At 69.8% G+C, this 14,871-nt stretch carries 8 protein-coding genes; all 8 read left to right on the top strand.

The genetic code is table 11. The annotated features are described in order from the left end of the window. The first annotated feature begins 232 nt into the window (after nt 1-232). Complete coding sequence (locus tag ACWEPL_RS52245) at nt 233-1,219, top strand: ABC transporter permease (RefSeq protein WP_452440835.1); 987 nt, start codon at nt 233-235, stop codon at nt 1,217-1,219. Further along, entirely contained in the window at nt 1,216-2,082 is an 867-nt protein-coding gene (locus ACWEPL_RS52240) for a carbohydrate ABC transporter permease (RefSeq protein ID WP_357737024.1), read from the top strand. Before ACWEPL_RS52245 ends, ACWEPL_RS52240 begins: the two co-directional genes overlap by 4 nt. Before the next feature lie 28 nt (nt 2,083-2,110). Next, entirely contained in the window at nt 2,111-3,682 is a 1,572-nt protein-coding gene (locus tag ACWEPL_RS52235) for a DUF3502 domain-containing protein (protein WP_452440834.1), read from the top strand. 2 nt (nt 3,683-3,684) lie between these two features. After that, nucleotides 3,685-6,567, top strand: a complete 2,883-nt coding sequence (locus ACWEPL_RS52230) for a hypothetical protein (protein ID WP_452440832.1) — start codon at nt 3,685-3,687, stop codon at nt 6,565-6,567. A gap of 152 nt (nt 6,568-6,719) precedes the next feature. Next, nucleotides 6,720-8,213 carry a glycoside hydrolase family 43 protein gene (locus ACWEPL_RS52225; RefSeq protein WP_452440830.1) on the top strand — a complete coding sequence of 498 codons (1,494 nt, stop codon included), beginning with the start codon at nt 6,720-6,722 and terminating at the stop codon, nt 8,211-8,213. 34 nt (nt 8,214-8,247) lie between these two features. Next, on the top strand, nt 8,248-8,958 hold the full coding sequence (locus ACWEPL_RS52220; protein WP_452440829.1) for an alpha/beta fold hydrolase: 711 nt from the start codon (nt 8,248-8,250) through the stop codon (nt 8,956-8,958). A 227-nt stretch (nt 8,959-9,185) separates the two neighbouring features. After that, complete coding sequence (locus ACWEPL_RS52215) at nt 9,186-10,109, top strand: substrate-binding domain-containing protein (protein WP_363964833.1); 924 nt, start codon at nt 9,186-9,188, stop codon at nt 10,107-10,109. A 237-nt stretch (nt 10,110-10,346) separates the two neighbouring features. Continuing rightward, nucleotides 10,347-14,871, top strand: a 4,525-nt coding sequence (locus ACWEPL_RS52210; protein ID WP_452440827.1) for a hypothetical protein, incomplete at its 3' end; no start/stop codon positions are given.

The following is a 14,871-nucleotide window of genomic DNA, read 5'->3' as shown; positions in this document are numbered from 1 at the left end:
TTCGATAGAGACCGGTTTCTAAACTAGGAGCGCAGCCCTCTGTGGTCAACGGGCAATCCCCGATTAACTCGAAGGCGCGTCTTACCAGGATCTCCCGGCTGGCCTGCGCTGATCTGTAACGTCTCTGTAACGCAGCCTTGAACGTGCTGGCCGGTCGGACGTAGCGTTCGCAGCGACCGGTTTCTATCAACCTAGAGAACCACCTGCTGCCGCCTCAGACGGGACTTCGGTGATGAGCACGCTACAGACGAGGCCAGAGCCTCAGACGAGACCGCCTTCCGGGCCGCCGGACAGGCGCCGCGTCCGACGCAGGGCGGTCCGTACGAACTGGACGATCGGGCTGCTCGCCCTGCCGGCCGTCGCCTTCTTCCTTGTCTTCAGCTACCTGCCGATGTCCGGCCTGGTGGTGGCGTTCAAGGAGTTCGACGTCAGCCAGGGGATCTTCGGCAGCCCGTGGAACGGGCTGGAGAACTTCAGCTATTTCCTGGAGTCCGGGGACGCGGCGAGGATCCTGTTCAACACCCTCTTCCTCAACATCCTGTTCCTGGTCGCGACGCTGGCCGCCGGCATGGTTCTGGCGATCATGCTGAACGAGATCCGCAGCACGTTCTTCAAGCGGGTCTCCCAGTCCGTCGTCTTCTTCCCCTACTTCGTCTCCCCGGTCGTGATCAGCATCATCCTGCAGGTGCTGCTGGCCGGGGCCTCCGGCGGGGGCGGGGCGGTCAACGACGCCCTCGGGGGCCTCGGGTTCCCCTCGGTCGACTGGTACACGGAGCCGGGGCCGTGGCCGTGGATCCTCACCGTGGTGAAGATCTGGCAGCTCGGGGGCTACCTGAGCGTCATCTTCCTGGCCGCGATCACCGGCATCCCCGAGGAGGTCTACGAGGCCGGGATGATCGACGGAGCCTCGCGGGCCCAGATGGCCTGGCGCATCACGCTCCCGCTGCTGAAGCCCACCGCGGCGGTCCTGCTGGTGCTGGGGGTCGGCCGGATCTTCTACGGCGACTTCGGCACCATCTACGCGATCGTCGGGGACAACGGCACCCTGTTCGACAGCACGGACGTCATCGACACCTACGTCTTCCGCGCCCTGCGCCAGCTCGGCGACTTCGGCACCACCGCCGCGATCGGCCTGTTCCAGTCGGTGGTGGGTTTCGTCCTCGTGGTGATCGCGGTGCTGATCCAGCGCAAGTACTCGAAGGAGACCAGCGTCCTATGAGCGGCAAGAAGCTGGAACCGTTCACGATCGTCAGCGTCATCGGCGTCTCCTTCGCCATGCTGGCCTGCGCGATCCCGTTCTGGATGATCATCTCGGGGTCCCTCACCAGCGAGTCCGAGCTGGCCACGACGGGCTACAGCCTGTTCCCCGCGGCCTTCGACCTCACCGCGTACAAGATGATCTTCACGGGTCCGGCGGTGCTGAACGCCTACTTCGCCAGCGTCTTCATCACGGTCGTGGGCACGGCCCTGTCCCTGGCGGTGACCTCGGGGCTGAGCTGGGTGATCGCCCGGCGGCTGCCCGGCCTCAGCCGGCCGCTGACCGTCTTCTCCTACCTGCCGATGCTGTTCTCCGGCGGCCTGGTGCCCCTCTACCTGCTGGTCACGCAGTACCTGAAGCTGCAGAACAGCTACTTCTCGGTGATCCTGCCGCTGCTGGTCATGCCGTTCCTGGTCTTCGTCCAGGTCAGCGCCTTCCGCCAGCTGCCGGAGTCGATCTTCGAGTCGGCCAAGATCGACGGCGCGGGGGAGCTGCGCATCTTCTTCACGATCGCGATCCCGCTGTCCAAGCCGATCCTCGCCGTCGTCGGCCTCTTCTACGCCGTGCACTACTGGAACGACTGGTTCATGGCGCTGCTGTTCATCGACGACGTGCACAAGTTCCCGCTGCCCCTCGTGCTGCAGAACCTCATCTCCAACATCTCGTTCACGCAGATGCTGCCGCAGCTGGCCGAGGCGGCCACCCCCGTCTACCAGCTCCGGCTGGCGCTCACCACCGTCGCCATCGGCCCGATCCTGCTCGCCTACCCCTTCGCCCAGCGCTACTTCGTCAAGGGCATCACCCTCGGTGCCACCAAGGGCTGATCCCGCTCCCCCCACCTCAGGAGTTACCGTGTCCCACCACCTCATGTCGCGGCGCCGCCTGCTGGCCACCGGCGGCGGCCTGTCCCTGGCCGCCCTCCTCGCCGCCTGCTCGGACGACTCCCAGAAGCCGCAGGCCACCGGCGGCGCCCAGAGCGCCGGCGCGCTCGCGTTGAGCCTGCTGCTCCCCGGCGACGTTCCGGCCGGCTGGGACGCCGTCCTGGCCGAGGTCAACAAGAAGCTCCAGGCGGACCTGGGCTTCACCATCAAGCCGCAGTTCATCCCGTGGACCAGCTACGGCCAGCAGGCGCTGCTCAAGTTCACCGCGGGGGAGAAGTTCGACACCGCGCTGCAGGCGCGCTGGCTCAACATGACCCAGCTCGCGGCCAGCGGCTCGATCGTCGAGCTGAGCAGCCTGCTGTCCAGCGGCAAGTACCCCAACCTGACCGCCACGATCGACCCGAAGATCATCGAGCTGAACCGGTGGAGCGGCAAGCTCTACGGCCTGCCCCAGATCAACTCGGTCGCGCGCTTCCACCACTTCAGCATCCGCCAGGACCTGGCGGAGAAGCTCGGCATGAGCGACATCACGGACTTCGCCGGGCTGGAGAAGTTCTGGTACGACGTCAAGCAGAAGAACAAGGACATCATCCCGATCGGGGTCAGCTCCCGGATGCCCAAGCTGCTGGTGGCGTGGAACCCGGTCGGCTGGCTCAACCCCTACATGTGGGACAACCCCACCATGAGCATCGCCTCCTTCACCGGCGACTCGCTCAACTTCGTCCTGGCCGCCGACGGCAAGCAGACCGGCTCGTCCAACCCGATCCCGTGGTGGGAGGCCCCGGGCATGGTGGACGCGCTGCGCAAGATCCGCAAGTACTACCAGGACGGGCTGATCAACAAGAACGCCCTCACCCTGGACTCGAAGGCGCTGGACTCCCAGTTCAAGGCCGGCCGCGTCGCCACCGGCTGGGCCATGACCGACGGCCTGTCCTCCACGGGGCTGCCCGAGCTGACCAAGAACGTGCCGGGCGCGATGATCGCGAACGTGATGCCGCTCAAGGGCGGCGAGAGCGCCAAGCCGTACCAGACGTTCCAGAGTGACAACTTCGTCGTGCTCAACGCCAAGGGCGAGAGCAACGAGAAGGCCATGCAGCTGCAGGACTGGGTGTCGATCAAGGAGAACCACGACCTGATCAACTACGGCCTCCCCGGCAAGGACTGGAACCCCGTCGGCGACGACAAGTACGAGCAGCTGTCCACCTACACCTTCCCCGGCTTCGCCCTCGCCTGGCGGGCCAAGCTGGAGCGCCGGGTCAAGGGCATGACCGAGTCCGAGGCCAAGTGGTTCGACTGGGCGCAGGACATCGACAACTTCACCGTCGACCCCTACGCCAGCTTCGTCCCCGACCCGGAGCCGATCAAGCGGGAGAACACCCAGGTCACCGCGGCCATGACGCAGTTCGCGAACCCGCTGTTCATCGGCGCGGTCGATGTCGACCAGGGGCTGGACAAGCTGAAGAAGGCGCTGGAGCGGGCGGGCCTGGCCAAGGTCCAGGCCGAGATGGCCAAGCAGGCCGACGCCTACCTGAAGGGCCAGTGACGATGGCGCTCCCCCTCAGCCGGAGGACCGTGCTGGCGTCCTCCGGCGCGCTGGCCGCCGCCACGTGGTTATGGAACGGCGAGGCCGCCGCCGCCACGACGGGCCGTGAGGCCCCGCTGGACGTGGTGGTCTTCGGCGACGAGGCCTCCGAGAGCGCCCACGCGGTGACCGCCGACCGGTCGGCGGTGGTGGCCGGGGCGCTCGGCCGCTCCGCCCGCGTGCTCAACCCGCAGGAGCCCGCCGGGGTCTGGGGCGGCACGGTCTCCTTCACCGTCAAGTGCGCGCCGCGCGGCACCACGTACGTCACGATCAAGCTGTGGGGCGGCGACCGGGCCGCGAGCGAGGCCGACCAGTCCCGGCTCCAGCTCTTCTGCGCGGGCGCGCAGGTCGGCCACTACCACCTGGGCGCGGTCGACCCGCTGGACATCCTCAGCCAGGATGCCCACTCGCCGGGCCGCTTCCACTTCCACACGCTGCCGCTGCCCGAGGCGATGACCCGCGACCGCGAGCAGGTCACGCTGGAGATCCGGTCGATGGGCCGGATCTGGGGTTACGGGCAGAACGCGGCCGAGTTCTACCGCTCGATGGACAAGCCCAGCCGCCCCTTCTACCGGATCTACACCCATACCGAGCCGTACTTCCCCGGCGACGGCATCCAGGGGCCGGCGCCCGACGCGCCCGTCCGGCCCGCGCCCGGCCCCGAGATGCTGGCGGACATCAAGGCCAGGGTGCTGCGCGAGCACCGCAACTGGCTCGACGGCAACCCCGCCTCGCTCGACTCCTGGGCCTTCCAGGGGCTGGCCGAGGGCTACTTCTGGCCCGAGAGCCCCGCCCACCAGGCTCCGGACGCGATCGACCAGGTGCTGGCCGCCATCGACGCCCGCTACACCAAGTGGCTCACCGACCCGACCGTGCTGACCGCCTCCGACCAGCAGTGGGAGGGCTTCGCCAAGGTCGGCACAGCGCTCCTGCTGCTCCGCGACGTCCTGGGCGACCGGCTGGAGCGCCCGGTCGGCGGGCGGCCCGTGGGCGCGCCCAACCCGGGCTTCGAGCGCGGCGGCACCGCCCCCGCCTCCTGGAACACCGCCCGGTGGGCCGGCACGGCCACCTGGCTCTGGGACGACACGGTCAAGCGCGGCGGCTCGCGTTCGGTCAAGGTCACCGTCGCCGCCGGGGCCGCCGCGGGCTGGAACACCGCCCAGAACCGCACCCTCATCGGCCAGGGCCGGCACCGCTACGGCGTCTGGGTCAGGACCGAGGACGTCGTGGCCCCGGGCGCCTACCTCGATGTGCTCTTCTACGACGCCGCCGGCAAGATCGTCGGCACCGACAACAAGTTCTACGCCCCGGCCGGCACCCGGGACTGGACGCAGATCACCGCCGAGCTGACCACCCCGGCCACCGCGGTCGAGCTCCGGCTCGACGTCCGCGTCGAGGGCGGCGGCACCGCCTGGTTCGACGACGTCGAGGTCACGCCGCTCGACGGGGCCACCCCGCCGGTCCAGGGCGATCTCCCGGTACGGCGGGACGCGTACACCAGGATGCTGGCCGAGTCGATCTCGTACTGGCGCCAGCACATGCCGCACTACAGCAACCAGACGATGATCTGCGCGCTCGGCATCTACCGCTGCAACCGCGCCCTGATGCTGATAAATCCGGAAAAGGCGCCGCTCACCGAGGAGAAGGCCCGCGACTACATCCACCAGTCCGTCGGCCTGAAGCCCTTCCTCGGCCGCGAGGACGCCTCCGGCACCCCCAGCAAGATCCTCGGCGAGCACTTCCACCAGGTCACCCGCAAGGGCCTGACCAGGGAGCTGGGCTACGTCGGCAACTACGGCGAGGTGACCGACTGGCTGGTCCTGCTCTACGAGGCCGTCACCCGCTTCGACGGCGTCGAGGACGCCGAGCTGAAGGCGCACCTGATCAAGATGATCAACGCGCGGGCCGTCTTCCGCTACCCCGAGGTCGACAACGACGGCTACCGCACCATGCGCATGGAGGCCGCCGTCGGCTGGCGCGACGACCACTATCCCGGCGACGTCGTCTACGCCCAGCGCCTGGCCTGGGACGGCCACCCCGCCATGGCCGCCGCCGTGCTCGGCGACCCCGCGATCGCCGGGCACGCCCAGCGCATGATCGCCGACAACCAGTTCTTCGGCCACCTCGACCTGCTGCTCACCAACACCTGGCCGCGCGTGGGGCTCAACGCCCTGCGCCTCGTGCAGCGCGACTGGCCCGCCTTCCAGGCGCTGCCGGCGAGCGGCACGCGGTTCCCCATGGACTGGGACGCCCCTGCCTTCGTCTTCTCCGACGAGGAGAACGGCGTCGTCGCGATCAAGAACGGCAAGGAGATCCTCTACGCCTCCCTCTACTGGCGCGCCCGGCAGGCCGTCAACGACCTGGCCCGGGTCCACCACATCACCCCGGACACCCACCGGGTCGCCACCGTCCGGCAGCAGTGCCAGGTCACGCCCACCGGCGACACCTGGACCGAGGCCGACTGGGTCTGCTTCTCCTTCGCCATCAACGACCCCGCCGCCTCCCACATCCCGCCCGGCGGCTTCCCGCCCCCCGGTCCGCAGGTCCACCAGGCCTTCGCGGGCGAGGTGCTCAAGGTCGGGCCGTATCCCGCGGACGTCCCGGACCCCGCGCTCGGGGTGGACTTCCCGGGTGTGGAGAAGCTCTTCGTCGGCAAGGCCCAGTTCTACCGCTGCTCCTACGGCCGCTACCTCATCGGCATGAACACCTCCGAGGACCGGCCCCGCCGCCTGCACACCACCGGCCCCGGCCACGCCCGTGACCTCGTGACCGGCCGCCGCGTCCGCCTGGGAACCCCGATCGAGGTCGCGCCCCTCAGCACCGTGGTGCTCTTCCTGGAGGACTGATGCGCTCCTTGCCCGGCCCGTCGCGCCCCCTGGGGCGACGGTGTCCGGGCCGGGACCATCTCGCTGATCGACCAGACCGTTACCGTTGTTCACCGTGCCTCGGGCCTGCGCCGAGAAGTTGAGCTTCCTGCTGGAAAGAGTGTGGAGATCGTATGATCCGCAATCCCGTCCTGCCCGGTTTCGACCCTGACCCCTCGATCGTGCGGGTGGGAGAGGATTACTACCTGGCCACCTCGACCTTCGAGTGGTATCCGGGCGTCCGGGTGCACCACTCCCGTGACCTGGTCAACTGGCGCCCGCTGGGCGGCGTCCTGACCGGGCGCGGGCTGCTCGACCTGTCCGGCGTGCCCGACTCAGGGGGCGTCTGGGCGCCCGACCTGACCTATCACGACGGGCTGTTCCACCTGGTCTACGGCGTGATGGACAACTACGCCCTCGGCTACAAGGACATCGCCAACCACCTGATCACCGCGCCCTCGATCGAGGGGCCGTGGTCCGACCCGGTCCGGCTGCCGGGCCGCGGCTTCGACGCCTCCCTCTACCACGAGGACGGCCGGAGCTGGCTGCTCAACATGGTCTTCGACTCCCGGCCGGGCCGCGGGTTCGCCGGGATCGAGCTGCAGCCCCTCGACGGCGGCAAACCCGAGCTCATCCTGCCCAACCGCAAGGTCACCGAGGGCCCGCACCTCTACAAGATCGACGGCTGGTACTACCTGATGGTGGCCGAGGGCGGCACCGGCTACGAGCACGGGGTCACGGTGCTGCGCTCCCGCTCGATGTCGGGGCCGTACGAGGAGGACCCGGCGGGGCCCATGCTCACCTCGCGTCACGACCGGAGCCTGGAGCTGCAGAAGGCCGGGCACGGCTGCCTGGTGGAGACGCAGACGGGGGAGTGGTATCTGTCCCACCTGATGGCCCGGCCGTACCACAACGGCAGGTGCGTGCTCGGGCGCGAGACCGCGCTGCAGCGCGTGACCTGGGAGGACGGCTGGCCGCGCGTGGCGGGCGGCGTGCCCGCCGTCGAGGTGGCCGCCCCCGAGCTGCCCGCGCACCCGTGGCCGGCGAGCGAGGGCTGGAACGGCGGCTCGCCGTCCCCCGGCGGGCTCGGGCCGGACTGGAGCACGCTGCGGCGGCCCGCCTCGCCCGACTGGCTGACCGCCGACCAGGGCGGGCTCACCGTCCAGGGCGGTCAGTCCCCGTACGGCCTGCGCACCCCGAGCCTGGTCGCCCGCCGGGTCACGGACCGGAAGTGCTCCCTGGAAACGGTCATGCGGTTTGAGCCGGACAGCGTCCACCAGTGGGCGGGCATCGTCGCCTACTACAACTCGCGCAACTGGCATTACCTGGCCGTGACCGCCGACGGCCTGGTGCTGACCACCAGCGACCAGGGGACCCGCACCGAGCGCCTGCTCGGCCCCGTGGGAGGCGAGGTCGAGCTGCGCGTGGAGTTCGACGGGCCGGTCGTGCGCTTCAACCACGGCCCGGACCTGGACGCCACGATCCTGTCGGACGAGCACGCCGACGAGTTCATCGACGGGAAGGTGCGGGCCTTCGGCTTCACCGGCGCGTTCGTGGGGTTCTGGGTGCAGGACCTGGCGGGGGAGGGCTGCTCGGCGCGCTTCGAGCAGATCAGCTACCGCACATGAGCAACACCGGTTTCTCCAGCACCTGGGGCACCCCATGAGGCTGCACGTCGACACCTGGGGCCAGGGCGGCTCGCCGCTGCTCCTGGTGCACGGCTGGGGCGGCGACCACCGGCTGTGGCGGGCCCTGGACTTCGGGGGCCGCCGGGTCATCGCCCCCGACCTGCGCGGCCACGGCCGCTCCCCGGTCCCGGCGACCGGGTACCGGCCCGTCGACCTGGCTCGCGACCTGGTGCCGCTGCTCGACGAGCCGGTGCTGGCCGTCGGGCACTCCATGGGCGCCCAGGTGGTCACCGCGCTGGCGGTCGAGCACCCGGAGCTGGTCAGCGGGCTGGTCGTGGTCGCCCCCGCCTACGGCGCCGACGAGGAGGAGGAACGGCTCATCCCCGGGCGCCTGGCGGCGTTGCGCGCCGACGGTGTGGCCGCCGCGCTGCGGCAGCTCGGGCCGCTGCCCGCGCCGATCACCGGGCAGCTGCTGGCCACGCCAGGTCATGTGCTGGCCGAGTGCTACGCCGGGATGTACACCGTGCCGGGTGCGTTCGGGGTGCGGCGGGAATCGGAGCGATATCTGGCCAGACGGGCCTGTCCGGTGCTCGCCGTGCACAATGTGCCGGAGGCCGCGCGGTGGGAGGCGGATCTCCCCGGTCACCCGCGATCCAGGACCGTGGTGTGGCCGGATTCCGGGCATTTCCTGCACGTGGAGCATCCGGCGACGTTCGTGGAACTGGTGGCCGGCTGGGACCATTGAGTCTCCTGGGGTTCGCGCCGTCGCCGTGATGACGGTCTCACAACTCGGGTTCGGCAAACGTGAAGACCATCACATACACTCTGACCAGCGGTTACGTGGTGGCCGTTCGTGCCGCTGCCCGGCCTCAGCGCAGCGGCCGGGCGGTCACGGGTGCGTGTGGAGCGCGCTCGCCGCCCGCGTCGGTGCCCTTTCGCAGCGGGGCTGAAGCCCAACGAGAAGATATGATCATGCGAAGTCTCGCGTACGCCATTGCCGGTCTCGCTCTGGGCGCGGCCGCCTGTGGCGTGCCCGCCAACGGCGACGCCACGGAGGGCCTCACCATCGGCCTGTCGGTCTCGACGATGAACAATCCGTACTTCGTCCAGTTCCGCGACGGGGCGGAGGCGGCCGCGCAGCGCTTCGGGGCCAAGCTGGCCGTCGCCGACGCCCAGAACAACGCCTCCCGGCAGGCGACGCAGATCCAGGGCTTCACCAGCCGCAAGCTGAAAGCGGTCATCATCAACCCGGTCGACTCCAACGCGCTCGCCACGGAGGTCAGAGCGGCGAACCTGGCCGGCATCCCGGTGATCGCGGCCGATCGCGCCATCAACCACGCCTCGGTGGCGCAGACCCTGACCTCGGACAACCTGGCCGGAGGCAAGCTCGGCGCGCAGGAGCTGGCCAAGCAGATCGGCGGGAAGGGCGAGGTGATCGTGCTCCGCGGCACGGCCGGCACCTCCGCCTCCCGAGACCGCAGCAAGGGCTTCACCGACGGCATCGCCGCGTACCCGAAGATCAAGGTCGTGGCCACGCAGCAGGCCGACTTCGACCGGGCCAAGGGCCTGAACGTCATGACGGGCCTCATCCGGTCCCACCCTGGCCTCGACGGGGTGTTCGCGGAGAACGACGAGATGGCGCTGGGCGCGATCCAGGCCCTGGGGCCGAAGGCGGGCCACGTCAAGGTCGTCGGCTTCGACGGCACGCCGGACGGGATCAAGGCGGTGCGGGCGGGCAGCATGGCCGCCACGGTCACCCAGCAGCCGCGCCTGATCGGCTGGCAGGCGGTGCAGGACGCCATCAAGGTGGCCAAGGGCCAGACGGTCGCCAAGACGGTGGCGGTCCCGGTCAAGCTGGCGACCAAGGAGAACGCGAACGAGTTCTGGACCTTCTGAGCCAGCGAGCGTAGTTAACGGTACCTATCAGAGTGCGCCCAGCGTAAGCGCGTCCCGGCGGGGTCGGCAAGAGGGGAAAGCGCATTCCTGGATTTCCGGCCATCAATCATGCCTCTGAACTGGTGAAACGTCGGACTTGAACTGATCACCTATGTAACGCCTGGGTAACGGGTTCTTGTCGGGCATCTCACTGCGGCCTACTCTCCGGGGAGAACGTTTTCTATCGGGAGATCCGCCATGCTCATTCGGCACCGGTTAGGCGGCCCGCTCGCCGCGATCCTGCTGCTGCCCTTCCTCGCCGCGCCCCCCGCGATGGCCGCCCCTCTGCCCGCCGGACACGTGGACGTGGTCACGTTCGGCGACACCGAGTCCGAGAGCGCGCACGCGCTGCAGGCGGCCTCCACCGCGGTGGTCGAAGGGGCGCTGGGAGAGCCCGCCCGCGTCGCCAAGCCGACCTCGCCGCCCACCGTCAAGGGCGGTGAGCTGCGGTTCAGGGTCGCGGTCGATCCGGTCGCGCAGAACTACTTCACGCTGAAGTTCTGGGGGAGCGACGTCTCGCCCTACAAGACGATCGCCTACGTCAACGGCGAGCAGATCGGCTACCGGCGCTCGGGCGACTACGAGGCGATCAACCTCGGGTCGAGCAAGGCGCTGCCGGGCCGGTTCTACTACAACACGATCATGCTGCCGCTCGGCCACACCCTGGGCCGGCGGGTCGTGGAGATGACGGTCCGGACGTACGACGCCGGGTTCGCCCAGCCCGTGACCGCCGACTCGCGCGGCTACTACCGGGCCTACACGCACACCACCGCGTACCTGGACGTCTCCGGCGAGAAGCAGGGGACGGTCACCCCGGACACCACGCCCGCGCCCGGGCCGGCCGACGCCGAGAAGCAGGCAATGGTCGACCGCTACCGGAAGAGCCAGATCGACCTGTTCAACCAGTACAGCGGGCAGCTCGACGCCTCGCCCACGGCGAAGCTGTCGATCGTCCGCTACCAGGACGACCTGCGCTTCTACGCCTCGGCGCTGCTGGAGCCGTGGACGCCGGCGAACACGCCCGAGCTGAAGAAGGCGGCGCTGGGACGGCTGTTCAAGGCGATCGACAACCACGTCAAGGACTACTACGCCGACACCCGGCTGCTGCTGCGGGGCGGTCACCAGGGCGACTGGGGCGGCTACTACGGGGCCCTGGGCGAGGCGCTGTACATCGTGGAGAACCTGATCCCCGAGGTGTACGGCGCGAAGGAGTTCGAGGCGTTCCTGGACGAGCCCTTCGTCACCGGCACGCAGGACGGGCCGTCCTCGCTCAAGGGCGTGGACTGGGACGGCGGGGAGCTGTCCCGGCGCGAGGCGTACGAGCGGGTGCTGAAGGCCAACTTCGACTTCGCCCGCGCGCGCCTGTCCTACATCTACAACCAGGTGATGTACACCTACGAGGGCGCGTGGGAGGCGCACGAGGGCCTGCGGGTGATCGGGTCGCGCTTCTACGAGGGCAAGGCCAGGAGCCACCGGATCCTGCTGGAGGCGCTCGGCGTCGAGCCCTTCCTCGGCGAAGAGGTGCTGGTGGGGCCCGACGGCAAGGACCTGGACCTCTACCACTCGCTCTTCTACCACGACACCACCGCCCGCTTCACCGACGACTTCGCGCAGATCGTGGGCAAGGGCCTGGCCAGGAGCAAGCTCGGCCCCGACGGGCGCGTGGTGCGCCGCCTGCCGTACGGCGAGCACTACACCGGCATCACCAAGGCCGGCCTGACCAGGGAGAACACCTTCGTCGCCAACTACGGCGAGGCCACCAACTACCTGCCGGAGTACTTCTTCCGCACCTGGGGCCACCAGGGCGACGAGAAGCTCAACGACGAGATCCTCAAGCTGGCGCTGAAGAACCTGCACGCCCGCGGCTTCACCCGCTACACCGGCACGGACGACAACGGCAAGCGGGTGGCCCTGGCGGAGATGGTCGTGGACGAGCGCAACACGAGCTACCCGGGCTGGCCCGCCTACGCCCTGCGCAACACCGAGGGCCGCACGATGGAGTACGTCACGCTGGACAAGCACATGTCCGAGCACGCCGAGCGCTACGCGGGCGCGGAGTGGGAGCCGTACCGGCGCTACGCGAACGAGGCGGCCGGGTTCGTCCAGCAGCAGATCGCCGACAACCAGTACTTCAACACCTTCTCCTCCGTGGAGGCGAAGCGGAAGTACGACATGTGGCTGCCCGAGACCTACGCCTACCTGCGTGCCCGTCCGGCGGCCGGGGCCGTGCTCCCGCAGACGGACTTCGCCGCGTACACGCCCGCGGAGCTCGCCGCCCTGGGCGTCGACCCGGCCCGCTACGAGCGGTTCGCGTTCGCGGACGTGGACGACATGTTCGTCTCCGTACGCGACGGCGACACCCGGATCTTCGGCTCGCTGTTCGAACGGCAGCGCGGCGTCGCCGGGAACGGGCGGCTGCACGTCCTGGACAAGGACCACCACAACGTCGTGCAGATCGCCACGGACACGCAGTTCGCCTACCGCGACTACAACCTGCGGATGGACAACATCGACGTCGACTTCATGGAGGACCAGCAGAAGGGCGACGGCGGCCTGCCGCAGGCCCTGGCCGGTGAGATCCTGCCCGCCGCCTACCAGCCGGGCGTCGGCACCGTGCGGCGGGAGAACTACGAGTTCGACACCCCCTACTCCGGATACGCGGACTTCCTGACCGCCCGCTACGGGAACTACGTGTTCGCCTTCAACACCACCCGGGACGACTACGGCAACAAGCGCTCGTTCTCGCTGGACGTGCCCGGCGACGCGGTCGACCTGGTCTCGGGCAGGCGGGTGGCCGGGGGCGCGGTGAGCGTGCCGCCCGAGACCGCGATGGTGCTGAGGCTGGACGGCGCCGTGGCCGAGCGGCCGAAGCCGCACCACGTGGACTTCGTCCAGGCGCTGCGCGACCGCGACGGCGTCACCCTCACGTGGAAGCCCGCCGCCGGCGCCGAGTCGTACACGATCAGGCGCGACGGCAAGGTGGTCGCCACCGGGGTCCGCGGCACGACGTACGAGGCCGGCAGGCAGTCCGGCGCCTACACCGTGACCGGCGTGAACCGCCACGGCTCCGGCTGGGCCTCGCAGGCCGTCCAGCCGCCCGCCGCGCCGGTGGACCGCGTCGGCGAGGTCGCGGGCCGCATCAAGGCGGACGGGTACCGCGTCGAGCTCACCGGGGGCGACGGCAAGGGCCTCGGCGACGGCGACGACTACTACGTGGACAAGCGTGACATCAAGGACACCCTGCTGTTCTCGAACGAGGTGCTCACCGGCAGCGGGTCGGTCATCGCCCGGATCGAGCAGGCGCGGGGCCCGGCTGCAGGTGTGATGCTCCGGGCCGACGCCCGCTACATCTACTTCGGCGCGGACGCCTCGGGCCGGCTCGTCCTGCGCAATCGCACCCGCGACTCCCGGCACGACTGGCAGGACGACCGGCGCAGCCCGATCGACGCCGGGATCCAGGGCTACACCGCGGCCGAGTACCCGTTCGTCAAGCTCGTACGCGACGCCGACGCCCAGATCGTGCGGGCGTGGGCGAGCAAGGACGGCCGGTCGTGGTCGTACGTGGCGGAGCTGTTCACGCCCTTCCCCGAAGGCGTGTACGCCGGGGTCGCGGCGGCCGCGGCGGCCACGTTCACCCACGTCACGGTGTCGCCCGACCGCGAGGGGACGCTGTACGCCCGGGTGGAGCGGGCCCGGGACCAGGTGACGCTGCGCTGGAGCAAGCCGGACGCCGCCACCCGGTTCACCGTCTACCGCAAGGACGGCGTGAGCGCCGCCTGGCGCCCCGTGCTGTCCAGCGCGCTGACCTTCGACTTCACCGACGAACCGCTGCGGCATGGCACCCGCTTCTACCGGATCGCGGCGATCGGCGCGGACGGCGCCGAACGGCCGGGCTCGGGCCTGCTGATGGCGACGGCCGAACCGCTCGCCACCGTGATCGCCGAGACGGAGAAGCTGCCCGCCGCCGACTACACCAAGGGCAGCCACTACCTGCTCACCCGGGCGATCGCCGAGGCGAAGGCGGGTGGCGACGAGGACGAGCTGATCGACCGGATCTACGCCGCCGTCGAGCAGCTCGTGCCGGTCGGCACGCTACTGAAGAAGGTGACCGTCGAGCCGTCCATGGTGGAGGCGTCCACCGAAGCGTGGGGAGGCGGCGGCACCAAGGCCCAGAACGGCTGGCGCGCCTTCGACGGCGACCTGGCCACCGCCACCGACACCACCACCTCGGCGGGCTGGATCGACGTGCGCCTGCCGGCGGTGGTCGCGCTGGACGCGGTCCGCTACCACCCGCGCTCCACCCACGTCACGCGGCTGAACGGCGCCGTGTTCAGGGGATCCGCCGACGGCGGCGCCACCTGGACCGACCTGCACACGGTCAGCGGGGTAGACGCGGCGCAGTGGTACTCCGTCCCGCTCCCGCGGACCGCGGCCTACCCGTGGCTGCGCGTCGCCTTCCCGTCGGGCAACACCAACGTGGCGGAGATCGAGTTCCTGTCCATGAGCGACGACCGTACCCTGCTCGACCTGCTCATCGAGGAGGCCGAGGCCGTCGATCCGAGCCGCCGCACCCCCGAGCTGACCGCCGCGCTGGAGCACGCCCGCTCCGAGCTGAGCGGTCAGGAGCACCCTGTTCAGCTTCCGGCTGATCGTGCGGACGGTGGCCAGGTAGTGACGCAGGAGCCGGCGGAGGGCGAGGTGCCGTACCTGCAGGGTCTCCTCT

Source organism: Nonomuraea sp. NPDC004186 (genome assembly GCF_053603495.1).
Note: the sequence above shows the minus strand (reverse complement) of the source record. Positions and strands in the feature narration are given on the sequence as shown.